Source organism: Psychrobacillus syltrankelensis, from assembly GCF_055454035.1.
In genome coordinates this window covers 3,193,633-3,216,656 of record NZ_CM144227.1, presented here as the reverse complement: position 1 = coordinate 3,216,656, position 23,024 = coordinate 3,193,633, and the positions used below count along the sequence as shown (strand labels likewise).

General features: G+C 36.9%; 26 protein-coding genes. 9 read left to right on the top strand and 17 right to left on the bottom strand.

Annotated features, from left to right (window positions below; all coding sequences use genetic code 11):
- Nucleotides 1-21: 21 nt before the first annotated feature.
- The 3 genes from ACTSKG_RS15780 to ACTSKG_RS15770 all read right to left on the bottom strand — a co-directional run bounded on the left by ACTSKG_RS15780 (nucleotide 22) and on the right by ACTSKG_RS15770 (nucleotide 3,493).
- Nucleotides 22-858 carry an alkaline phosphatase family protein gene (locus ACTSKG_RS15780; protein WP_464755499.1) on the bottom strand — a complete coding sequence of 279 codons (837 nt, stop codon included), beginning with the start codon at nucleotides 856-858 and terminating at the stop codon, nucleotides 22-24.
- Nucleotides 848-1,936: an ABC transporter substrate-binding protein gene (locus tag ACTSKG_RS15775; RefSeq protein WP_464755498.1), complete on the bottom strand. Its 1,089-nt coding sequence runs from the start codon at nucleotides 1,934-1,936 to the stop codon at nucleotides 848-850. Before ACTSKG_RS15775 ends, ACTSKG_RS15780 begins: the two co-directional genes overlap by 11 nt.
- 819 nt (nucleotides 1,937-2,755) lie before the next feature.
- Nucleotides 2,756-3,493, bottom strand: coding sequence for a 3D domain-containing protein (locus tag ACTSKG_RS15770; protein WP_464755497.1), 738 nt, complete (start codon nucleotides 3,491-3,493; stop codon nucleotides 2,756-2,758).
- A gap of 252 nt (nucleotides 3,494-3,745) precedes the next feature.
- On the opposite strand from ACTSKG_RS15770, the gene ACTSKG_RS15765 reads away from it, so the two are divergent.
- On the top strand, nucleotides 3,746-4,522 hold the full coding sequence (locus tag ACTSKG_RS15765) for a GNAT family N-acetyltransferase (protein WP_464755496.1): 777 nt from the start codon (nucleotides 3,746-3,748) through the stop codon (nucleotides 4,520-4,522).
- Between the two features lie 17 nt (nucleotides 4,523-4,539).
- Here ACTSKG_RS15765 and ACTSKG_RS15760 read toward each other — a convergent pair whose 3' ends face one another.
- The 3 genes from ACTSKG_RS15760 to ACTSKG_RS15750 all read right to left on the bottom strand — a co-directional run bounded on the left by ACTSKG_RS15760 (nucleotide 4,540) and on the right by ACTSKG_RS15750 (nucleotide 6,615).
- A complete protein-coding gene (locus tag ACTSKG_RS15760; protein ID WP_464755495.1) occupies nucleotides 4,540-5,160 on the bottom strand; it encodes a LysE family translocator in 621 nt (206 codons plus the stop codon).
- A gap of 11 nt (nucleotides 5,161-5,171) precedes the next feature.
- Nucleotides 5,172-5,612, bottom strand: a complete 441-nt coding sequence (locus ACTSKG_RS15755) for an Lrp/AsnC family transcriptional regulator (protein WP_464755494.1) — start codon at nucleotides 5,610-5,612, stop codon at nucleotides 5,172-5,174.
- A 709-nt stretch (nucleotides 5,613-6,321) separates the two neighbouring features.
- Nucleotides 6,322-6,615, bottom strand: coding sequence for a hypothetical protein (locus ACTSKG_RS15750; protein ID WP_464755493.1), 294 nt, complete (start codon nucleotides 6,613-6,615; stop codon nucleotides 6,322-6,324).
- 568 nt (nucleotides 6,616-7,183) lie between these two features.
- On the opposite strand from ACTSKG_RS15750, the gene ACTSKG_RS15745 reads away from it, so the two are divergent.
- Both ACTSKG_RS15745 and ACTSKG_RS15740 read left to right on the top strand, forming a co-directional pair.
- Nucleotides 7,184-7,717: a cysteine hydrolase family protein gene (locus ACTSKG_RS15745; RefSeq protein WP_464755492.1), complete on the top strand. Its 534-nt coding sequence runs from the start codon at nucleotides 7,184-7,186 to the stop codon at nucleotides 7,715-7,717.
- 5 nt (nucleotides 7,718-7,722) lie between these two features.
- On the top strand, nucleotides 7,723-8,049 hold the full coding sequence (locus ACTSKG_RS15740) for a nucleoside triphosphate pyrophosphohydrolase (RefSeq protein ID WP_464755491.1): 327 nt from the start codon (nucleotides 7,723-7,725) through the stop codon (nucleotides 8,047-8,049).
- 185 nt (nucleotides 8,050-8,234) lie between these two features.
- Here ACTSKG_RS15740 and ACTSKG_RS15735 read toward each other — a convergent pair whose 3' ends face one another.
- The 4 genes from ACTSKG_RS15735 to ACTSKG_RS15720 all read right to left on the bottom strand — a co-directional run bounded on the left by ACTSKG_RS15735 (nucleotide 8,235) and on the right by ACTSKG_RS15720 (nucleotide 11,825).
- The gene (locus ACTSKG_RS15735; protein WP_464755490.1) at nucleotides 8,235-9,287 is read right to left on the bottom strand and encodes a Gfo/Idh/MocA family protein; all 1,053 of its coding nucleotides are present in this window, start codon (nucleotides 9,285-9,287) and stop codon (nucleotides 8,235-8,237) included.
- 75 nt (nucleotides 9,288-9,362) lie between these two features.
- Nucleotides 9,363-10,001 (bottom strand): PAQR family membrane homeostasis protein TrhA, encoded by a 639-nt coding sequence (trhA, locus tag ACTSKG_RS15730; RefSeq protein WP_464755489.1) that lies wholly within the window; start codon nucleotides 9,999-10,001, stop codon nucleotides 9,363-9,365.
- A 176-nt stretch (nucleotides 10,002-10,177) separates the two neighbouring features.
- Nucleotides 10,178-10,378 (bottom strand): cold-shock protein, encoded by a 201-nt coding sequence (locus tag ACTSKG_RS15725; protein WP_090568691.1) that lies wholly within the window; start codon nucleotides 10,376-10,378, stop codon nucleotides 10,178-10,180.
- 442 nt (nucleotides 10,379-10,820) lie between these two features.
- Complete coding sequence (locus ACTSKG_RS15720; RefSeq protein ID WP_464755488.1) at nucleotides 10,821-11,825, bottom strand: nucleoid-associated protein; 1,005 nt, start codon at nucleotides 11,823-11,825, stop codon at nucleotides 10,821-10,823.
- A gap of 178 nt (nucleotides 11,826-12,003) precedes the next feature.
- Between ACTSKG_RS15720 and ACTSKG_RS15715 the strand changes: the two genes are divergently transcribed.
- Nucleotides 12,004-12,363: a carboxymuconolactone decarboxylase family protein gene (locus tag ACTSKG_RS15715; protein ID WP_464755487.1), complete on the top strand. Its 360-nt coding sequence runs from the start codon at nucleotides 12,004-12,006 to the stop codon at nucleotides 12,361-12,363.
- Between the two features lie 420 nt (nucleotides 12,364-12,783).
- Here the strand turns inward: ACTSKG_RS15715 and ACTSKG_RS15710 are convergent, their stop codons facing one another.
- The 6 genes from ACTSKG_RS15710 to ACTSKG_RS15685 all read right to left on the bottom strand — a co-directional run bounded on the left by ACTSKG_RS15710 (nucleotide 12,784) and on the right by ACTSKG_RS15685 (nucleotide 17,972).
- Nucleotides 12,784-13,689: a hypothetical protein gene (locus tag ACTSKG_RS15710; RefSeq protein WP_464755486.1), complete on the bottom strand. Its 906-nt coding sequence runs from the start codon at nucleotides 13,687-13,689 to the stop codon at nucleotides 12,784-12,786.
- Nucleotides 13,682-15,430 (bottom strand): sensor histidine kinase, encoded by a 1,749-nt coding sequence (locus ACTSKG_RS15705; protein ID WP_464755485.1) that lies wholly within the window; start codon nucleotides 15,428-15,430, stop codon nucleotides 13,682-13,684. The genes ACTSKG_RS15710 and ACTSKG_RS15705 overlap by 8 nt, the downstream gene beginning before the upstream one ends.
- The gene (locus ACTSKG_RS15700) at nucleotides 15,427-16,107 is read right to left on the bottom strand and encodes a response regulator transcription factor (protein WP_464755483.1); all 681 of its coding nucleotides are present in this window, start codon (nucleotides 16,105-16,107) and stop codon (nucleotides 15,427-15,429) included. The genes ACTSKG_RS15705 and ACTSKG_RS15700 overlap by 4 nt, the downstream gene beginning before the upstream one ends.
- 392 nt (nucleotides 16,108-16,499) lie before the next feature.
- Nucleotides 16,500-16,706, bottom strand: a complete 207-nt coding sequence (locus ACTSKG_RS15695) for a hypothetical protein (RefSeq protein ID WP_464755482.1) — start codon at nucleotides 16,704-16,706, stop codon at nucleotides 16,500-16,502.
- A gap of 448 nt (nucleotides 16,707-17,154) precedes the next feature.
- Nucleotides 17,155-17,376: an HD-GYP domain-containing protein gene (locus ACTSKG_RS15690; protein ID WP_464758051.1), complete on the bottom strand. Its 222-nt coding sequence runs from the start codon at nucleotides 17,374-17,376 to the stop codon at nucleotides 17,155-17,157.
- A 44-nt stretch (nucleotides 17,377-17,420) separates the two neighbouring features.
- Nucleotides 17,421-17,972, bottom strand: a complete 552-nt coding sequence (locus ACTSKG_RS15685; protein ID WP_464755481.1) for an HD domain-containing protein — start codon at nucleotides 17,970-17,972, stop codon at nucleotides 17,421-17,423.
- 593 nt (nucleotides 17,973-18,565) lie between these two features.
- Here ACTSKG_RS15685 and ACTSKG_RS15680 point away from each other — a divergent pair.
- The 4 genes from ACTSKG_RS15680 (at nucleotide 18,566) to ACTSKG_RS15665 (ending at nucleotide 21,743) form a co-directional block, all read left to right on the top strand.
- Nucleotides 18,566-19,702 (top strand): betaine/proline/choline family ABC transporter ATP-binding protein, encoded by a 1,137-nt coding sequence (locus ACTSKG_RS15680; RefSeq protein ID WP_464755480.1) that lies wholly within the window; start codon nucleotides 18,566-18,568, stop codon nucleotides 19,700-19,702.
- The gene (locus tag ACTSKG_RS15675) at nucleotides 19,695-20,348 is read left to right on the top strand and encodes an ABC transporter permease (RefSeq protein ID WP_464755479.1); all 654 of its coding nucleotides are present in this window, start codon (nucleotides 19,695-19,697) and stop codon (nucleotides 20,346-20,348) included. The genes ACTSKG_RS15680 and ACTSKG_RS15675 overlap by 8 nt, the downstream gene beginning before the upstream one ends.
- Nucleotides 20,349-20,358: 10 nt before the next feature.
- A complete protein-coding gene (locus ACTSKG_RS15670; RefSeq protein WP_464755478.1) occupies nucleotides 20,359-21,252 on the top strand; it encodes a glycine betaine ABC transporter substrate-binding protein in 894 nt (297 codons plus the stop codon).
- Between the two features lie 344 nt (nucleotides 21,253-21,596).
- Entirely contained in the window at nucleotides 21,597-21,743 is a 147-nt protein-coding gene (locus ACTSKG_RS15665; RefSeq protein WP_464755477.1) for a HepT-like ribonuclease domain-containing protein, read from the top strand.
- A 95-nt stretch (nucleotides 21,744-21,838) separates the two neighbouring features.
- On the opposite strand, the gene ACTSKG_RS15660 is transcribed toward ACTSKG_RS15665, so the two are convergent.
- Nucleotides 21,839-22,456 (bottom strand): NUDIX hydrolase, encoded by a 618-nt coding sequence (locus ACTSKG_RS15660; RefSeq protein WP_464755476.1) that lies wholly within the window; start codon nucleotides 22,454-22,456, stop codon nucleotides 21,839-21,841.
- Nucleotides 22,457-22,801: 345 nt separating this feature from the next.
- Between ACTSKG_RS15660 and ACTSKG_RS15655 the strand changes: the two genes are divergently transcribed.
- Nucleotides 22,802-22,981, top strand: coding sequence for a hypothetical protein (locus ACTSKG_RS15655; protein WP_464755475.1), 180 nt, complete (start codon nucleotides 22,802-22,804; stop codon nucleotides 22,979-22,981).
- Nucleotides 22,982-23,024 lie beyond the last annotated feature (43 nt).

Genomic DNA, 23,024 nt, shown 5'->3' with positions numbered 1-23,024 from the left:
TGCTTATAAAAGAAAAGAGGCCTAGGCCTCTTTTAGCATACGTACACCATCTAAGAGGAGCGGAACCATTTCCTCTGAAGGTTCAATATTTAGTAAATGGCAAACTAAAGGTGCCACTTGAAGTTGAGAAACGATTCCTTCATTTATTCCTGCTCTCACTTGTTTGGATAAAACAAACATGGGTACATGTCGGTCTTCTGTTGTATTTCCGCCATGATTGCCATCACTTGTCATCCCATGATCAGCAGTCACAATTACTTCATACCCTTGTTCCAAACACTTAGGAATAAATAGAGAAAGTAGCGCATCCACAGCTAACACACGATTACGATATTCCTTCGAATCAGCCGTAAACTTATGTCCATCATCATCCACATTCATTGGATGGATATAAAGAAAGTCAGGTTTCTTTTGATCCATTAACCAAGCAGCTTCTGCAAATAAATGACTATCTGGATAATGATCTTCAAAATAGAATAAGCCGTTTTCAATAGGCAACTTTGTATCTAATTGAATTCGGTCTTCAAAATGACGAAATGGTGCATGATTATAAAGTTCACTTACCCAGTAGTAAGCAGCTGCAGCGGTAGTTTTACCGCTGCTTTTTGATAAGTGGAATAAGCTTGTTTGATTCGATAAGCGAACCGTCATATTACTCGTCACCCCATGAATAAGAGGTGGCGTACCCGTTAAAATAGTTTCATATAGTGGTCGAGATAAAGAAGGTACTTCCGAGCGGACTTCATAGCGTGCTGCAGCACCTCGCTCAACCAAATGTTGCATATATCCCATGTGTGTACAAGCCGTATCATATCGAAGGGCATCCACTACGATGAGCACTACTTTTTTATTTAACATGGATTAAAACCTGTTCTTGGAACATTTGTGGAATTTTTTTTGTTGTTTCTTCCCATGCCTTTTGATCTCCTACAGGTTTCGCATTTTTGTACATTTCTTGTGGTAAAAGTAAATCTTTTACTTCTGCAGAAAGCTCTACATTTTCACGAATTGGACGTGCATAACCTTTTGCAAGATTTTCTTGTCCAGCATCCGATAAAATATATTCACGAGTTAACATAGCTGCATGTGGATTTTTCGCATATTTATTAATAACTGTTGCATACCCAGAAATAACTGAACCTTCTTCTGGAATTACTACATCAAAGCGAGATTCGTCAATTTGGCTACGGTAACCTAAAGAGTTAAAGTCCCAAAGAATCGCAACATCAATTTCACCTTTTTCTAAATTCGCAACAGATGGATCTCCTTTTAAACGACCTTGTTTAGCAAGCTCTGCAAAGAAATCAATTCCTGGTTGAAGATTACTTTCATCTCCACCAAAAGCCATAGCCGCTGCTAAAATAGCAAACTGTGCTTGGTTAGCAGTTAAAGCATCTCCAATACTAACTACATAATCTCCATTTTTGATATCTTCCCATGATTTTGGAGGATTTTTCACATTATTTGTATCTGTTAAAAATGAAATTGTTCCAGTATAGCCAACAACCCAATTGCCTTCATCGTCTTTTGCCCATTCAGGAATTTCGTCCCAATAAGATGTTTTGTATGGTAAAGTTAAGCCTTTATCTTTTGCAATCGGTCCAAATGCAATACCTACGTCACCGATATCAGCAGTAGCATCTTCTTTTTCTGCTTCAAACTTCGCAAGCTCTTCTGCACTAGACATATCTGTATCCGTATGTTTCAAACTATACTCTGTTCCAAGCTCATCCCAAGTTTCCACCCAGTTCGCCCAAGAATCTGGCATACCAACCGAATTTACAGTACCTTCTTCTTTTGCTTTTTCTGTTATTTCATCCAACGTCAAATCATTCCCTTTGACAGTTGTTTTTGCTGCACTATCAGAACAAGCTACTAAAAGCGATAAAGCTAACACGCTAACTAAACTTTTCTTCCATACACGTTTCATAGACATGAATGCGAACCTCCATTTGTTTGTGTTTGTTTTGATTTGCTTACAAGTCAAATCATACGAAACAAACATTAAGAAAGTATGGATATCTTAATAAGGTTAAGTAAAATTTGTAAAGCTATTGTTATGTAAGGTATAGATACTGTTTGTGTAATAAATAAATCAAAAAGGAGACTTCCCTCTTACTTAATGTCAGTTTGAAACAAGAGATTTCTCTTTCCTATAGAAGGTACTTCGAGACTAGTTGCACTAGACCAGCGACCAATTTAACCAGAGGCGAGAACAATTCCGACAATCCAAGAGCAAATGAAAAAAATCCAAGCTCGAAGCAATTCGAGACATGGATTTCTAAAATATAAAGTAGCCCTATATTATTTGGAGCTTTTACGACTAGGGAAAGTTTTCGGGGCTTCTATTGAAATTTACCTGTAGTTGTTTTCCGGTACGGCGGACGCTTTCCGGGGGCACGGCTTCAATCTCCTCGTCGCTTTGCTCCTTCGGGGCTTTCAGCTCGCGCTGTTCCCCCAGGAGTCGCCGCCTTCCCTTCAAACAACTAGTATAGAAAGGCTTCTACGATAAAAATCTGATTGAAAAGTCAAATCAAATGTATAAAGAGCTTCTTCAAAATGAAATCACCCCAGAAATCGAAGGTTGAACAAGAAATCGGGATGTCTTTAATTGCCGTAAACTTGCGGAAATATGTGCTAAGAGGGTAAACTCTTGACGACGTATTTCCAAAAATGAAGTAAAAAACGTGAAATCGAGTTACCGATTCACGTTTTTTTAATTTATAGACTAGTTATGTCCCAGCCTCATCTTTTTTTAATTTATTATTTTTATTTTTACTTTTTTTACTCCCCATTGCATCGCATTGTTATAAGAAGGGATGAATACATCGATTTTATTCCCTTTTATTGCTCCTCCTGTATCACCTGCAATAGCCTCTCCATATCCTTCCACCCAAACTTTTGTGCCTAGTGGAATAATTCTTGGATCCACTGCAATTACTTTCTGATCAGGATTTGCTCGAAGGTCAATGCCATATGCGGTCGTACCCGAACAGCCATTACAGTATGCTGTATAGGCCGTTGCAGTAACGAGTATCTCTTTTCCTTCTTCGACTGGCGGAGGGCTAATAATTGGAGAAAATACCGTGGTTACAGGCTCTTCTATGGCATCAATAGGTCCAATTTCCTCTTCATCACCACTCACAATTAACACATCATCAGGGTGAATTAAATCACCTGTAAGTCCATTCCAAATCATAAGCGATTCCAATGATATATTATGTTCCAATGCAATCCGATACAAGTTATCCCCTTTAACGACTGTGTATGTTTCCGGCACTTGTTCTAAAAACTTTCTCATATTATATGCATTATCAAAATGCACATCATATTCTTCTGATTGATTTTCATTGGCTACTACATCATTTGTTGAATCCTGAGAAATCGATAAATTTTGATCAAACGTGGCGACAGGGAAAATTTCGTGTGCATATGATACTGAATTCGATGAAAGTGCGAATAACAATACGCACAAAATAGTTCTAGCTTTCACTACATAGTTCCTCCTCACAAGTAATCTGACAATCACTTTTAAATTTGACTAAGTATTGCCCAATAACTAGGAAAAACAAACATTCGAATAAAAAAAAAAGAAACCACCCTCCAAAACAACGAAATTCTGTTTTGGAAAATGGCTTAAAAAGTATATTATTTTTATTAAAATAAACTCATATTATCCAGTTACCCACAGTAATTTATGAGAATGCATTTCCACGGTAAAATACTAAAGGAAGGGAAGAAATTCATGAATCAGGATGAAATGTTTCAATTGGTTGATTCGTTACCTTTTTTGATTTTTAATGAAGTACCAGGGGTAACAGAGCACTTGAATTTTCCTGGGCTAAAGGGTGTCCGCTCCAAAAAAATACGCAATCCTTTTGCAAACACGGTTGGTGGAGCTAAACTGACGGAATGTAATATGGAAGAAACAATTGATTTAGTATTTAAAGCATTTGGTGACATTCCTTTTAGCTGGGCTGTTGGTCCCAAAAATACGCCATTTTATCTTGGCATTCTTTTGTCGGCTAAAGGAATGGTGAAGGGTGAATCCTCGGTTGGTATGGTATTAGAAGACTTTGATATTCCAATCACTGTTAACTCGAATGTAGTAGTCATCCCAGTTTCGAAGGAAAAAGTGATGGAAAATGCAAGCCTATTAGCTAACATGTATGGAATGGGTCTTACAGATGAGGTAATCATAGCGTCTGTTCATGCATACAAAAAAAATCAATTCTATTTTGCCTATCTAACAGGCACTAGCATTATAGTGGGTTGGACCAACTTAGTGTTTATACCAGAGACAACCAAAGTACTTCTAGGTGGTTCTGCGACACATCCTGGTTGGCGAGGGAGAAATATTTATAAAACAATGGTCACCCAACGCTTGAAAGATGCACGTGCTGCAGGTGCGAATGCTGCTTTGATCCAAGCTGTTAAAAATACTTCTGCTCCTATTTGCACTCGTCTCGGGTTTAAAGAATTTGGTGATTACGAAATATACTTTGCTAATACTAGTCAATAAGAAATTCTACATTCGTTTCAAACTGTCTTTCTTGCTTTTATTATAATTCTAAACCCGAAAGCTATTAATACTAATCCTACTGATAAATTAAGCATCCTCAGTATAATTGGCGCTAAAAATAATGTTAATACAGTACCTACCGCTGAGATAATAGTTAAAAATACGAAGGTAGATAATATCGCTCCAATTCCAAATATGTATAAATCTTTTTGCTTCATATTTTCTTCTCCTATTTTTCCAGAGAAGACACCAGCCCAAAATAGAATCGTTAAAGGATTGGATAAAGTTAATACTAGTGTTTTCCAAAAAACACTTTGCGTAGTTTGCTTTGAAAGAAAATCCAAGCTCGGGATGAGAGTAATTCCCCAAAAACTTATGATATTACTTAAACCAAATACTAGGAGAACCGCTGCACCAATGTTATGAATGATTCCCTTCGTCTTTTTATACTTAGTAAGTATAAACCCAATCCCGAGGATTGCCGCAAGTATATAAAAAACATCTACAATTGTTACACCTAAAACACCAATCTCTGCTATCCAAAAACCAGACCCCGCTGCAGTTTGAAAAATAAACAAACAAATTGGTCCTACAGCAATCTGTAAAAGTAGCCCAAATCGAAATCCTTTCCAAATCATTCGCTTCACACCTATCTGTTTGAGTTTTCTTTTAGAGTGGATAATACAATTAACGTATTGGACGTCCGAACACCTTGAATGGATTTTAGTTTGTCATTAAGTAGAATCTCTAATTCACCCGTATCTTCTACTAACACTTTTAACATATAGTCATATTCACCTGCCATATGGTGACATTCAATTACTTCCGTAAAAGGAATGATAGCCTCTCTAAAACTTTTAATATTTGCTGCATGATCAATATTCAAAAATATGATCGCTAACAATTTAAAACCCATTTTTTCACGATTTATTTTAACCGTATATTGTTCAATAATTTTCGCATCTTCCATTTTTCTAATTCGTTCCGATACTGCTGGTATAGATAAATTAACTTTTTTACTAATTTCAGATGCAGTAGCTCTCCCATTTTTCTTTAAAACCTCTAAAATCTTCGCATCTATCATATCCATTTATATACCCCTTATTTGTGTATTTTTAAATTATTATAAGCAACTACTTAAAATAAATAAACTATAGTTTCATAATTCAATAATAAATTAGTTTTTTTGTTATAAAACTTAAAATATTATTTGGAATTAAATATTTTAACAAGAAAACCTAATAATTTTAAGACAGTAAAAAAATCCAGGTTTTTATTCTATTAATTGTCTGGGCTGCTATTGGATGCGTTTTCTATGCATTCATTCTCAAACGGTATAAGGGTTTGGAACAGGAAGAGACGGAATACTATGTATTAGGGATAACCTTAAAGTTCGAAGAAAACGTAGAAGTCCAAAAGAAAGACGTTCAACGAGCTCCTCTATTAGAAAGTACTTTTACAAGAAAATAAAATAAGAATAGGCTATCTCAGAAGGTTTTACGAAAGCTTCTGAAATAACCCTTTTTTATGCCACAAATGGGCAACTATGCATATTAAATTCCCCATTTTTATATAAGGGGGGGAATCCATTGGTAATTACACATGTATTCTTTATAAAATAGAATCTTTAACAGTAATTATAAGATCCAAGAAGAAGCAAGGAATATGCTGATTAAAGTTAACCCTGAAAATACATTCAAGGAACTAAAAGAAATACTAATTTTGTTTCATCCTTCGGTTTACTTAAAACATTACGGGCGTTTCAGTATTTTGCCCATAGTAAATGGAGTTAATTTCTATTATAGATGGGTCATTCCATCCTGGTAATAATGTGGCATTTGTTGTTGAAATTCTGTATGATGGCCTACATGTTGCCCCATATGTTGGCCAAACGGATTATAACCTACCGGTTGAATCATGTGATGGTGTTGAGTATGGTGACCTACATGTTGTGCATGATGCCCTACGTGTTGTCCGTGATGCCCTACGTGATGCACAGGTACGCTAGGATGATAATGGTGATGGAGATGTTGATGCTGGTGTTGGTGCGTATGTTGTTCATGCCCACCGTGATGTTGTTCTGGGTTCCTCATATTTTCCCCTCCTTTTCATCAAGTCCTTGTAGTCTATGCTCTATATTTGAAGCGACTTAGACAATTGCCTTAAAACCACATTTCAATAATGTGTCCTATTTTTTGACCCCATGATGCATTTAAAATAGTGGTTGAGGATGAAGAGTAAAACAACAAGCAGCCGAAGTTTAACTATCTTCTGCTCGTTTCTATTAATATATAGTTATCAAAACTCACAATCTGTTACACTCATTTATTCAACCTCATTTTTTGATGAGCTTTTTCATAATAGCGATATAATCCGAAGAATAATAAGTAATCCAAAAAAGGAAGATAACGTACAATGAATAATGTCTATATTCATCTGGGAAGTAGAAAATCAATACAGTTCCCACAATTAGAAAGGCTGGCATAAGAATCCAATACCTTTTTTTTCAAACACCTCTTATTTAATCTTATCAATCCGTAAATTTAATAATTTTTTCGGAATATACATCTATAATTACGGTTGTATCCCTTCTTAAAAAGCATATTTGTATTCCTAATCTTACCATCCTATAATGACTATAGATATTGAGAGGAGAAGGTTATGAAAAAAAGCGCTCTTTTAATCATTGATGTTCAAAACGGTATGTTTTTAGAAGAAAATCCAGTATTCAATTCGAATTTAGTTATTAGTAATCTAAAGCAACTTCTAGTATATGCAAGAAGCAACAACATTCCAATCATTTATATCCAGCATAATGCTCCAACCGGAAAAATGTTAGAACCTGGTACAAAAGAGTGGGAAATACACTCTGAGATTAAGCCTGCACCCATAGATACTATCATTCAAAAGACAACACCTGATTCTTTCTATAAAACAAACCTACATGAAGAGCTTCAAAAACTATCTATTGAACACCTAATAATTGCCGGCATCCAATCCGAAATATGCGTAGACACTACCTGCAGAAATGCTTACAGTTTAAGATACGATCTCACACTAATAACTGATGCGCATAGTACGTGGGATTCTGAAGAATTAACTGCACAACAAATCATTAACCACCATAACCAAGTATTAAGATGGTTTGCGGATATGAAGGAAACAAAAGATGTTATAAGAAAGAAAAAGGAGTAAATTCAATGCCCGTCTACAACAAACTAGTTCGAGATCGAATTCCACAAGTTATCGAAAAGTCAGGAAGTAAATTCACTATACGAACACTGGAACCATCTGAACTCCTAATTGAAATAAAGAATAAACTATTTGAAGAAGTTACAGAATTCGCAGAGACAAATAATCGTAAAGAAGCACTGGAAGAACTAGCTGATATTTTGGAATTAATCTATGCAGCATTACCTATTTATAAATCAAACTTTGAAGAATTAGAAAACATACGTATTTTGAAGAAAGAGAAACGTGGTGGATTTGAAGAAGGGATATTTTTGATAGAGGTTGAGGAAGAGTAACTACTCGATTATAGCTTTCGTCTAGCGTTCTAGTGTCTGACTCAATTGTCCTCTGAACCGAGGATTTTTTAAAAGTAAAAAGTCTGTAGACAAACCCGATTTTTACCGAGTTTGCCTACAGACTAAGCTGCCGAAGTCATATCTTCAGTAGATTTCTTTCTGTTTACAATATTTAACTAGCTCCTTTAAAGGAAATAATCTAAATCAATTGTTACAACCCTTTTAGTTTCTGCTGCTTCTATTATTCCTATAATTACTTTTAGTCCGATGATTGCATCTTCCCCAGTTACAGGTGAAGTTTGATCTAGTCGAATGCATTCTATAAAAGCATCGATTACTCCACTGTTCGTTTGGCTATCATTTGTTTGCATACTATCTAATTGATATTGTACCTTTTGACTATCTTTTTTGATCACTTCAAGTTGATATTGATCACTATGATAAATCTTCAATATCCCTTTTTCGCAATAGATAATGGTACTATTATCTTCTTCTCCGTAATATGTCCATGAGAAACATGCGGTTCCTATTCGGCCTTTTTTAGTTTTTAAACTACATACTATATTATCGCATACTTCAATCGGTTCGTTCTTTTCATTTACTTTGTCGAGTACTCCTTGAAAAGCGCTTACTTGTTCGATTTCATCATCTAGTAAGTAGTGCAATAAATCCACTTTATGAATTCCTAAGTCCCCAGCAACTCCTAACCCAGAGCGTTCCTTTTGAAAAAACCAGGTTGAGTTTGTTTTGTTTATACCCCATTGTTCGGGTCCTGAGTGTCCAAAAGTCGTTCTAAAAGTCAATACTCTACCCAGTTCTTCACTTTTAATGATTTCTTTCGCTTTTTGATGTGCTCGAGTAAAGCGTTGATTGTTCGCTACCATTAGTTTTTTCCCGGATTCCTTTTGAGCATTTACTATTTTTTTCGCATGTTCAATCGTTAGGGAGATGGGCTTTTCACATAGCACATGCTTTCCATGTAGCAATGCGTTTGTAGAGAATAAATGATGGTTCTCATTAGAAGAACAATCGCTAATTACTTGTACCGTAGGATCTACTAGTAATTCATCGATACTTTTTGCAACCGTTCCATCAAACATGGTAGCTAATGTTTCTGCACGATCAAGATTTCTGTCATAAAAGACAATTTCGTCTACGAAAGGATTTTCTTTATATTCTGGAGCATGACGTAACCTCGCAATTGAGCCACATCCAATAATCCCCACTTTTATACCCAAAGTGTTCACTTCCTACTCTGTATTTTGAAATCCTTCTCTTATGTTGTATTTTTAATCATTGAGTTTGGCGAATAGCTACGGTAATAACGTCATTACTGCAAAGAAATGTAGAATGGACGCTGCAAGTACAAATATATGCCAAACTGCATGGTGATATGTAAAGCCTCGCCACACGTAGAAAATTGCTCCAAATGTATAGAGTACACCGCCAACTGCAAGTAGGATTATCCCTTGATGGGATACATTTACTAGAAGGGGCTTCCACGCAAATACAATGAGCCAACCCATCATCACATACAACAACGTCGATGTATGTAAGAAACGTTTTACAAAATACGATTTAAACACTGTTCCTGCGATTGCAAGCCCCCATACAATTGCAAATAATGTCCATCCAAGTGTCCCTTTTACAGCGATGAATAAAAATGGAGTGTATGTGCCTGCGATAAAAAAATAAATGGAGGAATGGTCCATTATCTCGAAAAAATCCTTTGCTCGACCCGCCGGAAATCCATGTACAAGTGTTGATGAAACATATAAAACCACCATGGATGCACCAAACAATATAAAACTGACAACATGCCATACCGTCCCTCTCACCACAGAAGACACGATTAATAGGACAAGTGCAGCCACACTCAAGAGAGCCCCTATCCCGTGAATAATTGCATTAGCCATTTCCTCACGTTTTGAAAATATATGTGTATTGCTCATCTTAGTTCACTCCTATATAAAAATTCTATATACCCTATGCTACCACTTTGTTCTAACAAAAGTGTGCACCAGTTATTTTTATATTTCTATCGGATATATTTCAAATTAGAAATAAAAAAAAAAAGAGACACCCATAAAGAGTGTCTCAATTTTTTCAGTTATCTAATTCCGAAGAATTAAAGTTTTACGATATTAACTGCTTGTGGTCCACGTTGACCGTCTTCTACATCAAATTCAACTTTTTGACCTTCGTCAAGTGATTTGAAGCCATCGCCTTGGATTGCTGAGAAGTGAGCGAATACATCGTTTCCGCCTTCTACTTCAATAAATCCAAATCCTTTTTCTGCATTAAACCATTTTACTGTACCTTGTGTCATTTAAAGACCTCCAAAAATTGTAGTGAATAAAAAATTCACATATTACAAAAAGTACCGAACAAACACGATTACTTTTTGTAATATGTGAATTCATTGTTTCTGTTAAGCAATTTAATTATTATCCTTACTATACATCATATTTAATTATTTATCCACTAAAGTGCACTATTTATTTTTTATTCAATGTTTATAGCAGGTAAATTGAACAGAAACAGCTTATCCCACTTGCTATCAGCGTGTATGCATAACGAACATTGCATCTTCTATTATACAAAGGCTGTTGGTTGGGAGGAAGAAATGATAGAGGCAATCGGAGTGGCCACAGCTCTAGGCGGTAAATCCGCCATGAGCCAATGCGTAACCATTTGTTTTTCCCCTGTATTAACAAACATGAATTAAGGTGAATGTTTCTATTACAGGGATAGAGGATTAATTTATTTGTTTATGTTTCTTCTTCGAAATAGATCTTATAAAACTTACGATTCGACTCTTCGTCAAAGCCAACCTCGATTAGTTCATTCACTTTTGCGATATCACGCACATTAACCTGAATTTCTATATTTGCATCAAGCTTAATTTTACGTTTATAACTTTTTTCTGCCATCACAATTGCGCTCTCAGAAATTACCGTTTCGTAGGGCTTTACTGTATTGATAAGGACGTCTTTTTGTACCTCATCCGCTATTTCAAATACCGTTTCAATATAGTCGTCCACCTGAAACTCTTCTTCGTTTCTAAAGTATTCAAGCGTCTTGTTTAAAAAACCTAGTTTATCGGTATTCGTAAAAGTCTCTTCTTTTAATATATATTTTTTACATTCCGTTAATGCTAAATTCGTTTTATGGAAGCTTTCGTCCGCCACTTTGAGCTTTAAAAAACGCTCTTGCCAGTACACGACATCTTCTTTCTTTTTTGTTTTCAAAAATACTGTTGGTTCTTTGTCTTGGCCCATGTCGACAATGACGACGATATTATTAATTTTCTTTACATTAATACCATCGATGCCGTTCACAACCATTTTATTTTGCTCATTTTTCACATCTAAAAACATTTCTTTTTCATCAATTTTCACTATGGCTATCACTTGTCTGACTTCATTATTGAACAGGCAATTTTCAAATAAGCCAATGAATAATTCGCCACTTTTTATATTCGGATGTAGAGATACACTATGTAAGTGCTTGGCAATATGTTTTGATTGTTCAAGGAAACTATTATTATTATCAAAAATACTCTTCGCGTATGTATATACTTCATTTAATCCTATATTTGTCTCATGAAAAAATGCGTATTGTTGGTCTAGGTCGAGTTTATGGAACGCAAGTTGTGTAAAGGCTGCTTCTAACATGACCTCTGGCTGCGTGAATTCCTCATGTCCTAGAACGAGCTCATCGCTTAAATAGTGCACGACATACTGTGCTAATTTACTTTCGCTAACTTCTAGCATGGTGTTCACCTTCTAATATTTTATTTGTAGATAGTTTACCATATCATAACTTGCACAAAATTGTTGCACAATAATCTAAAGTATAAGTGTCGTATGTAAAGAAATTCAATTTTTTTTAAAATCTATGCATGCCTTCCTCTGTCTTGCAAATACTACCCTCGAACAGGAGGGAAAGTACATGGAGGAAATTACGTATTCAGAAGCAATTTTACAGGAATATAAAGTTGGAATGGGCAGTTTCACAGAAAAATTGCCGAATGTGGCAGGGACCTTTCATGCGTTCACTGAGTCTTGTTTCGTAGACGGCAAATTGGACCAGAAACAGAAACAGCTTATCGCACTCGCTATCAGCGTGCATGCGCATAACGAACATTGCATCGTCTATCATACAAAGGGCTGCCTGGATGCTGGTGGTACGGAGGAAGAAATGATAGAGGCAATCGGAGTGGCTGCAGCTCTAGGCGGCGGTTCCGCAATGAGCCAAGGTGTAACCGTTTGGCAAGAGTCACTCAAAGACTTAACAGGAATTGTTCAATAACTTGGAACAGCCATCTGAGCCAGATGGCTGTTTTCATATTCCAATCAAACCCTCCCTGTCGCGCACAACTTAGGCGCTAATAAGGATGGTATTATTGTTGGGGTCTATACTTGGTACCATGTACTTGGATTACTGCCAATTTTTCAACGAATAGCCTGAAGAAACGAAAACCCCGAACCTTCCTTATAAATACTTCCAATTTTCTTTATAATAGAAGAAAAAGGAGGAAATTCAATGCCTATTTATAACAAACTAGTACGCGATCTAATACCAGGTTTATTTTTGAACAACCTTATGCTAGTTATCTGGATATTTATTAAAAAACAACTCCTCTCTTATTTTTTAATGAGAGGAGTCATTTTTTGTATACAATTGTAGTGAATAAACTGAATTGTTACCATCACAGGGACGTTTTACAAACTAAGCCTGGTATGGAGGGAGTTCCATTATTCTCAGTTTGCCATCGACTCTTTTAGCTGTGTAAGTAAACTTATCGGTGATCGTGTCAAACTCCCTTGTCTGGAACAAGCTTCCGTCTTCCTGCTTTAACGTAATCACGAATTTATATTCGTCCTTGCTTACTTCAGTCTGTTCAAGAACTTCTTTAAGAGAAATCTTAGGCATCAACTTCAGATACTGTTCAAATAATTTCTGCTTGTTGTTAGGGTCCGTTTCGGGAAATAAATTCATGAGTCCTTGGTAGCTACCGCCGTATAACTCGACCAACTTTGCAGCTTCCTGATTTGTGATAGCCAGAATATATTGCTCCAACATATCTTGCGGATTCTCAATGGCGTTTTCATTCTTACTCCCTTCCTGAGAGTTTGCTGACGGACTCAAAGTTAATTTCTTTTTCCAAGTTAACTCATTGCCTTGAGCATTTTTGAATAGAAATACAACCTGACCTTCTTCGCCTTTCATCGTATCCGGATATATGAAACCGGAGTATTTTCCGTTCCCGCTAATGTAAAATCCATCTTCCCCATTAGCTCCGTGTTGAATGGCATCTTGAACCGAATTTACAATCAAGTTATCCTTGGAAATCCACTGCATTTCAGCTAGAGCGAATCCTTCCGGTACTTGGTTAATTATGAAATCGAAACTATTTCCCTCTATCGGTTTTGGGGTCTGATCTATAACAATTAATATTTCAGTGTCTGTATTTTCTGAATCATCATCTGTTGTTACGGTATCGCCTTGATTGGTTTCAGATGGTTGCTCGTTATTGGTATCTGATGCTCCAGATTGTGATTTTGTGGCGCACCCACTGGTCATAAGCAGCACGCACAGTACTGAAATGATATAGATGTATTTTTTGTTATTCATGTAGTTCTCCTCTGCTTTCATATAAGGTAAAAGAAAATGCGACGCCTTTATACGTATTCATCACACCAAACTCGCTATCATGTAGCTCCAGAATATGTTTGACGATTGCAAGTCCTAGACCGGTCCCTCCAGATTTACGATCCCGGGATCGCTCAACCCGGTAGAATTGATCCCATATCCGGCTCAACTCGTCCTCTGCAATGGGGGTTCCAGTGTTCTCGATTACTGTGACTACCTTTCCTGCAGATCGCTCGATGCTAATGGTAATGACACTGTTCTCCACTGCATGTCGAATAGCATTACTCAATAGATTAACTACAACCTGTTCGATTCGTCTAAAGTCTGCCTTTACGAACAGTTCTTCCTCTTTGTTTAACTTGTATTGAAGGTGCTTGCTCTCCAACAGATGAGAAAACGAATCTACTACATTTTGAATAAGGTTAGTCATGGATACGCTTCTAAGCGTTAATTGAATGGCCTCCGCCTCGTATTTGGAAAGCTCCAGCATGTCCATGATTAAAGCATTCATCCGATCCGTTTCATTCACAATGAGAGCCAGATAACGGTCTCTTTTATCACTCGCTATCCCATCCTGCAGCCCTTCCGCGAATCCTTTAACAATGCCTAAAGGAGTTTTCAATTCATGAGAGATGTTCGCGATCAGCTCTTTACGAAGTTGTTCAGATCGCTGCTTTTCTTCCATCTCCGCTTGTAGTTTCACATTCATATCGGTAAGTTCCTTTAAGCTCGTATCTAAATTCCGTGACAACGCGATCATATTACTCGATAGCTCCCCGAATTCATCTTTTGAATGAATTTCGGGCTCCACGGTAAAGTCTAACTTAGCAAGACGCTTTGCAGCACGATTTAGCGTAACTAACGGACGGGATACAATTCTAGAGTAAATCAAAGACAGAATAATGATAAGGATAAGAATGACCGGCGCCAAATAAACAAAATATCGCTTGAGTATCTCGACTGCTTCCCCGACTGGTTGCAGAGAAGTCATGACTATTAAATAACGATCCGTATTTTTATTCTCTGATAGTGATTGAATGAGAATAGCGTATTGGGCACCACTCCACTTATCTCTCCATTCCATCTGAACAGGCGAACCGTCCTGTAAACGAGACTCATATTGTTCCAATTTTGGCATCCAGTCCTGGAGCGCTTCATCGATTAGGGTATCCTGATATAGAGGGTTATACGAGTGCTGCTCAGGTAGCATCAGATCCGTTATCTTCCCCTTCACACGTGTCAACCCATTAATGAGGTCTTCATTTTTCTGCTGTATGTCTACAAGCTGCATGATGGTATCATCCTCATCCATGAAAATCCCGTCTACTACCAATGTTTCGCCGATTTGAATCCCTTGCGGAATAGCATCTAATTTCATTCCATTCGTGGGAATACGAATTGTAACGGTCTTGCCTTCTGTTTGCAGCTCCAGAAAATAAGGATTTATGCTTATCCGTTCAAACCGATCATTTAAGATGGAAGTACTTGTATCATTATCATTCATAAATTCACCGAGTAGCCGGGAAGTTTGGTGTTTATTGGATTCGACCAGTTTGTATTTATCCGCGAAATGATTCATGTTCTGTTCTAATGCATGGGTCTTGGACAATCGATAAAATCGTTCGAAAAACAAGCCTTCTGCAAGCATCACAAAGGTAAAAACAATCAAAATTAGAATAGACGTCACCACGAAAAGTTTAAAGACTACCCCCTGTCTTCTCATGCTTCCATCTCAAATTTATAGCCTGCACGAATGACAGTGCCTATATATCGGCCTTCGTCCCCAAGCTTGGCTCTTAATTTTTTTATGTGGGTGTCTACTGTCCGCAAATCCCCTAAATAGTCGTATCCCCATACCGCATCCAGAATATAATCACGGGGCAAAACCTTACCGTAGTGCTTGATAAGAAAGAGGAGTAAATCATATTCCTTCGGCGACAGAGAAATCTTATTTCCCGCCACGGAAACCGTATGAGCCATCCTGTTCACCACTAGATCCCCAAAGGTAAGCATATCTCCTTCACGACCGATCGTCCCTTCCGTTCTTTTCATCAATGCAATAGCACGAGCAACTAATACCCTCGGACTAAAGGGCTTCGTCACATATTCATCAGCACCAAGCTCGAAACCCATCAACTGATCATCGTCTTCCACCCTTGCCGTAATCATGATAATTGGTACGTCAGACTTTTCGCGAATGCGCCTGCATACCGACCATCCATCCATTTCTGGCATCATAATGTCCAAAACAATCAGGTCAATGGAATTTTGTTCAAAAATCTCAAGCGCGAGTCTTCCGTTCTCTGCTTCGTACACTTCCCATTGTTCCATTTTGAAATAATCCGTTATAAACTCACGCATAAGCATGTCATCTTCTACTAATAATATCCTTCGTTTCATCGCTGCACACTCCATATCTATCCATGCCATCCTTTAACCATGGACATGAATGCTCTTATAATTTCACGGACACTACACCTCCGTTTATACTTTCTAGATCTAGTATAGAGTACTCCTGTGTACATCGTGTGTACTTTTCATGTATTTCAGAAGAACAACATGCGCTTGTCTAAGAAAGTAAAGACAGAGTTTTTTTAGGGACTTATTCTAGCAATCTGTATAGTATAAATAGCTAATTCCTATAAAACTGGTTAGTAAACAACCTTACTCTAAATTGAGTAAGGTTGTTTACCTAATCTTCGAAAGCTATACAGTAACCTCATTTACTTAGATTACGGTTCTTCTAAGTTGTGTCTTACATAGGGAATTTTCTCTAAAAAAAAAACGATTTCTTATTTGAAATCGTTTTTCAAAGTTTTATCTGCTTTAATTCCTTTTGCAAAATAAATAATTAATGTCACTGTTCCTGAAACGGCAACGAGCATGCTGATCAAGAAGCCTGTAATCCATAGTCCAAAATCCATTGTTAAGTCCGCAAACATAAAAATAGCGAGCATCACCGCACCTATAAACATCAGCACTGCTCCAAGTATTTTCAATGGTGAACCTCCTCTTGCTGTAACACAAAGAATTTATCCTTCTTCTCATCTTACCCAACTTACGCAAGGTCTCGCAAGAAATTAACAACATAAACGGGGACAAGGTTCTAACACAATCCTAAATTCAATAAGAACCTGTTGCCCTAATTAAGACAGACTTAGATCAACGCATCGGCCATTACAATCTCAAACTTTAAGTTTTCCCTTCCTCCTAAATCAAGTTCATATGGGGACACATTTTCATTTTCTGTATTTTTTATAATTCTAATCTCCGGACGACCAGCTGCCTGGTAATTATAATTTGAAACGATACCTGTGCGACCATCATTTAATCTAACGGTTAGGCCTGGTGGATAAATGGCGATACAGTCTCTAAACAAGTTAACTTAATGAATATCAAACTGCGTACCACTTCCTGCATACAAAATCTCGAGTCCTTGATGTGGCATCACTGCGGCTTGAAGGCTCTTGGAATTGTTACAGTATCAAATACATCTGCAACGCTAATGATTTTCGCATATTTATGAATTTCATTTTCTTTTAAACCTCTTGGATAACCTGTACCATCGACTCTTTCGTGATGCTGCAATGCACAATGAGCAACTGGCAATGGAATTTCATGTATTTTTCGTAGTATCTCAAAGCCTTGTTCACAATGCTGTTTAACTATGGCATCCTCCTCTTTTGTTAGCTCCCCTGGTTTATTTAATAGTTCTAGTGGAAAACATGTACCTTCCCTAAATCATGTAGCATGGCTCCCAATCCGATTTCTTCCACATTCTTAAGAGGTAATCCATTTTCGAGTGCAAGCTGACACGCATATATAGAAACGTTCAATGAATGATTGAATACATAGTTTTCATGTACTTTTGTTGAAGCCAATAAATTCAATGCATATTGATTGTCCGTGAGCGACGCCACTATATCCTTAAAAACTTTTTGGAAGCTCCGTATAGTTCTACTTGTTTTCATCATTCCTTGAAGATTTGATTTAGACTGGCTTAAGTCCATTAATGTTTGAAATCCTACCGTAATTGTATGTAAGGCTTCTATACGCAGCTCTTCTGGAATAGACTCAACAATTTCTATCCCTTCCGATACTTCATCTTCTATGTAAATGGTTGTAACATTATATTTCTTCAACTTAGGGATGAGTCGATCTAATAACTCTACTCCCTTAGCTAACAGAATTTTACCATTATCATTCATTATTGGTTTTCCCAATTTCATGCCTGGCTTCCACTTATCTATTTTTACTAATCGCATCGCCCAATCTCCCCACTTTAAGTAAAATGAGTCAATTGTACTTACAAGTTATAAAATACACATAGTAAAGGTTATAATTATTCATAGTCTCATTATAGGTCAAATTATGACATAAAAGAACAACAAAAGGGTATCTAGGCCCCAAAATGTTGGATCACACTAAAATTGAGTGTCTAGTGCCATACTTTAACACAATTCTGAGTTCTATCAGAACCCTTCGACCCGGAAAAATTGTATCTAATTGGAAGTATTTTTGCTTAACAAGTAAAAGAGTGGTACTATTAAACAGTAGAATCATTTATATGACTGATTTTATTTCAAAAACTAGACGATTTTCTCCCACTCCCTTATCAATTCGCTACTACGTGAATCCTTTCTAATGCTGATATTATAATTAGCACAAATTGTTATTAACATCTCTCGTCATAGGTAGTTTTGATGAAATCACACTTGAAACATTAGTTATATGTCTTAGCAATGACATAGAGACGACTTACTTTTCCCATAATGGAACTGTAGTTAGTCCTTTTTTTTATGCTTAAAAAATACTGTATTAATTTCGACATGAACAACTATCAACTAAGGAGGCACTTATGATCAAATTCGAACATGTAAGCAAAGTATACACAGACGGCTTTAAAGCGGTGGATTCCGTTAATTTTGAAATTTCAGAGGGTGAATTTTTAGTTCTTATTGGCCCTAGTGGTTCTGGAAAATCCACAACAATGAAGATGATTAATCGAATGATTCCACACACAAACGGAACTATATCAGTGGATGGAAATGATATTACAAAGCTAAATCCTTCAGAACTACGTCGTAATATCGGATATGTTATTCAACAAATCGGTCTTTTCCCCCACTACACTATAGAAAAAAACATCGCAATTGTTCCAGAACTAAAAGGTTGGGACAAAGAAAAAATCAAAGCTCGAGTTAAAGAGTTACTTATAATGGTTGACCTTGATCCAGAAGTTTACGGAAGTCGTTATCCTAAAGAACTTTCAGGTGGACAACAACAGCGTGTAGGAGTAGCAAGAGCTCTAGCATCTGACCCTCGTGTCCTTCTTATGGATGAACCCTTTGGCGCCTTAGATCCAATAACCCGTGATCAACTACAAGACCAAATAATTTCTTTACAAAGAAAACTAAAGAAAACAATTGTTTTTGTGACTCATGATATGGATGAAGCATTAAAGCTTGGTGATCGCATTGCAATTATGAAAGACGGGAAATTACTTCAAATAGATACCCCAGAGAAGCTATTACAAGAACCTGCTTCAAGTTTTGTGGAGGAATTTATCGGTAAGGACAGAATTATACAAAATCCTGAACTTATGCCTGTTGTTAGTGTGATGACAACAAAAGTAGTTACCTCTCAGCTAGACCGCTCTCCCGAAAAAGCGTTATTAAAGATGCGCCAACAAAAAATTACTTCGTTAATCATTGAGGATGAAAATGACGATACATTTATCGGACTAATTTCTGCTTATGAATTAATAAAAAAAGTAAATTCGATTCAGTCTATTGAGGAAATCATGATAGTTCCTGAATACATCCTGACTGAAACAGCCACTGCTAAAGATGCAATTATGATGATGCCAAATGTAAAATACGGGGTCATACCTGTTTTAAATGAATCAAAAAAAGTAGTTGGAATAGTGACTCGTGGGACATTACTCACTGCTTTGTCCAGCCAATGGACAGAATTGGAGGGTATAAATGAATAATTTAAATATATGGGAACAATTTATTCAACAAGCAGAAATGCGTTGGTCAGAGGTAATAGAGGCAACTTCCGTTCATATACAATTAGTATTCTTTTCCATGTTAATCGCAATTGTACTAGGAATTGGATTAGGAATTTTAATCACACGAGTTCCAAAGCTCTCGACAGTAGTACTCGGTGGGGCTGGTATTATGCAAACCATACCGAGTTTAGCACTATTAGGTTTTATGATTCCAATTTTCGGTATTGGTGTAAACACAGCAATAGCTGCTCTATTTTTGTATTCCCTACTTCCAATAATCAGAAACACATATACAGGTATTAAAGATGTAAACAAAGCTACAGTAGAAGCTGCTAAAGGTATGGGTATGACTAGTCTTCAAGTACTACTAAAAGTTGAACTTCCTCTTGCGATTCCAATGATTATGGCTGGTGTACGTACTGCAGCTGTTATTAATGTCGGAACAGCTACACTTGCTGCGTTTATCGGTGCTGGTGGTCTTGGAGATTTCATCTTCCTAGGGATTACTCGCGGTATTGATGGGTTAATCTTACTTGGTGCTATTCCAGCTGCACTGTTAGCCATTGTTTTAGAGATATTCTTCACTTATCTAGAACGTTGGACGACACCAGAAGGGTTAAAATAAGGTGAGTCATATGACGAAAAAAACTTTTATAAAATGCTTAACACTTTTACTATTAGTTACTACACTGACAGGCTGTATATTCAAAGAAGAGGATGCATTGATCATAGGGTCAAGAAATAATACGGAAAGTATTATTTTATCTAATCTTATGGGACAACTAATTGAAGAAAAAACAGGCATTAATGTAACCTATAAAGAAAATCTTGGTGGTTCTAACGTCGTTTGGACTGCCATGCTTAATGGAAAAATTGATGTTATTCCAGATTATACTGGCACTATCGTTATTAACTATTATCATGAAACTACCGGTAACACGGATGAAACGTTAGCGAAAACAAAAGAGTTAGTTTCAGCTGATGGTATCACCGCTCTAGAATCTTTTGGATTTAATAATACGTATACATTGGCTCTTGATGAAGATGAAGCTGAGTCGTTGGGAGTAAAAACATTTAGTGACTTCGCAAAGGTTTCAAATAATTTTATACTAGGTGCAGTATTTGAATTTATCGATCGTCCCGATGGATTACCAGGGTTTCAAAAAGAATACAATCTTCAATTCAAAGATGTAAAAGGAATGGATCATGGGATTATGTATCGTTCCATTAATGCTAAAGAGGTAGATGTAATTAACTCTTATACAACAGATGGTCAATTACAAATGTATAATCTACGTGTGTTAGAAGATGATAAGGGCTATTTCCCACCTTATCATGCTCTTCCACTTGTTCGTACAGAAATATTAGAACAGTACCCTGAAATTGGAGAAGCACTTCTAGAATTAGCAGGTAAAATAGATGAAACAGCGATGCAGGAAATGAATGCAAAAGTGGATAATGAGGGACAGATGGTCGAACTTGTGGCTAAAGAGTTCCTTCAGAAAGCTGGATTGATTAGTAAAGAATAGAGATGTTGAAAAACCGATTTCCTTTTGGGAATCGGTTTTTATTATGTACCCTGTGTAAGACACTATTCAGAATTGTGGTCTTACACAGAGTACCTTTATGAAAGTCGATTTCCTTTTTAAGGAATCAGCTTAATTTATATTTCCGCAGTACTCTTATTTATTGATACCTATTGTTACTCAACGCTCCGAAATTTCCATAAAGTAAATAATAGTGAACAACGCACATGTGAAGCTAGTATCGACTTAGCGATGCATATCGTCAGTGAAAAAAACGAGGTTTGCCAAAGACTAGTCGAGAAGCATTTAAGTTACTGCAAGAAGCAGATATCATTGATGAGTAATTAGTGAAAACATTAATGAACATGGTAGGCTTTCGAAATATTGCAGTACATGACTACGAGACCATCAAATTAGATATTTTGCAAGCTATTATCAACCAGCATCTTGATGATTTTTCTACGTATACAAAATTACTTGTTAGTTTAAAATAGCTCGGTCAAAGAAAAGAGCAAGTCCAAGTGACATTGTTACTACTACAGGCTCTTTTAGTTTCACTGTAATGGTCATTTTGTTTGTATAGGGGCCGCTATGATTTAATCGTCTCGACAAAATGCTTTAACACACGAGCAGTAAGACCCCAAATTGTGTATTCTTCATAGTCGTAGAACCATTCTTCCATCGATCGTGGTCTCCATTGGTATTTATCGCCGTTAACAATTTTGTCGTATGGAAAATCCATAGGGGGCATTGGCTGGACAGAGACAGTGTGCATATAGGGCTCATAGTTCAGAAGCCACCTGACTGGGATAGTGAATACTGCTTCTACCTCTTGTTTGTTAAAGGACTCGATTTGGTGATGGTCGATAGTTGCAACAAATGGATAGACAACAAAGGATGGGGAAGCAATATATGCGCTCATCTGTCCTAGGACTTGGATGCATGTTGGATCGACGCCTAGCTCTTCATGCGTTTCTCGTATTGCAGCTTCCATTGGGGATGCATCTGTTGGATCGATTCGACCACCAGGAAAGCTGATGTCCCCTGGTTGCTTTCGCATCGTTAATGAACGCACCTCGAATAGGACATGCCATTCGCCATCCACTTGCACAAGTGGTATTAAAACAGCTGAACGTAGTGCTGTGTCCTCTCCTATAAAAAACGGTTGCTTATAATGTAACTCCATCTTCAGCTTATCTAAAAACACGGAATCTCCCCCAATATTAAGTTTTGATGACGCTTAGCGCGTCTCTATGTCAAAAAGAATAACTCAAACACTATTCTGAATTGCTTCCATATTGCGTCCTACAGGAAGCCAAACATTACAGAATTGCTAGGAGAACGTATTCTTGAATTGAAAGCAAAATTTAACTTGTAGTTATATAATAACAAGGTTTACGATAGATTTTAACCATGAACTAGTTATCTGGATATCCATACTCAAACAACTTCTCTCATGTAGAGGAGTCATTTTTTCAAATGCAATTGTAGTGAATAAACTGAGTTGTTTTCATTACAATAAACCCGCAGCTGCAGCATTAATGAGTAAGAGATGGGCTATACCAAAAAAGAAAAAGTACAAGTAAAAATAGCATTCTTACAAATGCTTGTGCGCATGAAACTAAATTCCGCTCAATCGGAACTAGTCAACGACTTTTTTGAATACTACTTAAAACTAAATGAAGTAGAGGAGGAAGAACTTATGAAACAGATTAACAAATTGGAGAGATAAAGGTCGGAAAGAAGGAAGAGAAGAAGGTTTAGAACAAGGGTTA

Coding starts and splice junctions, on each gene's coding strand:
- ACTSKG_RS15715 (WP_464755487.1), top strand. CDS start 12,004: ATGGAGGAAATTACGTATTCAGAAGCAATTTTACAGGAATATAAAGTT.
- ACTSKG_RS15725 (WP_090568691.1), bottom strand. CDS start 10,378: ATGACACAAGGTACAGTAAAATGGTTTAATGCAGAAAAAGGATTTGGA.
- ACTSKG_RS15755 (WP_464755494.1), bottom strand. CDS start 5,612: ATGGATATGATAGATGCGAAGATTTTAGAGGTTTTAAAGAAAAATGGG.
- ACTSKG_RS15765 (WP_464755496.1), top strand. CDS start 3,746: ATGAATCAGGATGAAATGTTTCAATTGGTTGATTCGTTACCTTTTTTG.
- ACTSKG_RS15740 (WP_464755491.1), top strand. CDS start 7,723: ATGCCCGTCTACAACAAACTAGTTCGAGATCGAATTCCACAAGTTATC.
- ACTSKG_RS15780 (WP_464755499.1), bottom strand. CDS start 858: ATGTTAAATAAAAAAGTAGTGCTCATCGTAGTGGATGCCCTTCGATAT.
- ACTSKG_RS15700 (WP_464755483.1), bottom strand. CDS start 16,107: ATGAAACGAAGGATATTATTAGTAGAAGATGACATGCTTATGCGTGAG.
- ACTSKG_RS15750 (WP_464755493.1), bottom strand. CDS start 6,615: ATGAGGAACCCAGAACAACATCACGGTGGGCATGAACAACATACGCAC.
- ACTSKG_RS15680 (WP_464755480.1), top strand. CDS start 18,566: ATGATCAAATTCGAACATGTAAGCAAAGTATACACAGACGGCTTTAAA.
- ACTSKG_RS15705 (WP_464755485.1), bottom strand. CDS start 15,430: ATGAGAAGACAGGGGGTAGTCTTTAAACTTTTCGTGGTGACGTCTATT.
- ACTSKG_RS15720 (WP_464755488.1), bottom strand. CDS start 11,825: ATGCTAGAAGTTAGCGAAAGTAAATTAGCACAGTATGTCGTGCACTAT.
- ACTSKG_RS15685 (WP_464755481.1), bottom strand. CDS start 17,972: ATGCGATTAGTAAAAATAGATAAGTGGAAGCCAGGCATGAAATTGGGA.
- ACTSKG_RS15670 (WP_464755478.1), top strand. CDS start 20,359: ATGACGAAAAAAACTTTTATAAAATGCTTAACACTTTTACTATTAGTT.
- ACTSKG_RS15710 (WP_464755486.1), bottom strand. CDS start 13,689: ATGAATAACAAAAAATACATCTATATCATTTCAGTACTGTGCGTGCTG.
- ACTSKG_RS15775 (WP_464755498.1), bottom strand. CDS start 1,936: ATGTCTATGAAACGTGTATGGAAGAAAAGTTTAGTTAGCGTGTTAGCT.
- ACTSKG_RS15745 (WP_464755492.1), top strand. CDS start 7,184: ATGAAAAAAAGCGCTCTTTTAATCATTGATGTTCAAAACGGTATGTTT.
- trhA (WP_464755489.1), bottom strand. CDS start 10,001: ATGAGCAATACACATATATTTTCAAAACGTGAGGAAATGGCTAATGCA.
- ACTSKG_RS15675 (WP_464755479.1), top strand. CDS start 19,695: ATGAATAATTTAAATATATGGGAACAATTTATTCAACAAGCAGAAATG.
- ACTSKG_RS15655 (WP_464755475.1), top strand. CDS start 22,802: ATGGGCTATACCAAAAAAGAAAAAGTACAAGTAAAAATAGCATTCTTA.
- ACTSKG_RS15760 (WP_464755495.1), bottom strand. CDS start 5,160: ATGATTTGGAAAGGATTTCGATTTGGGCTACTTTTACAGATTGCTGTA.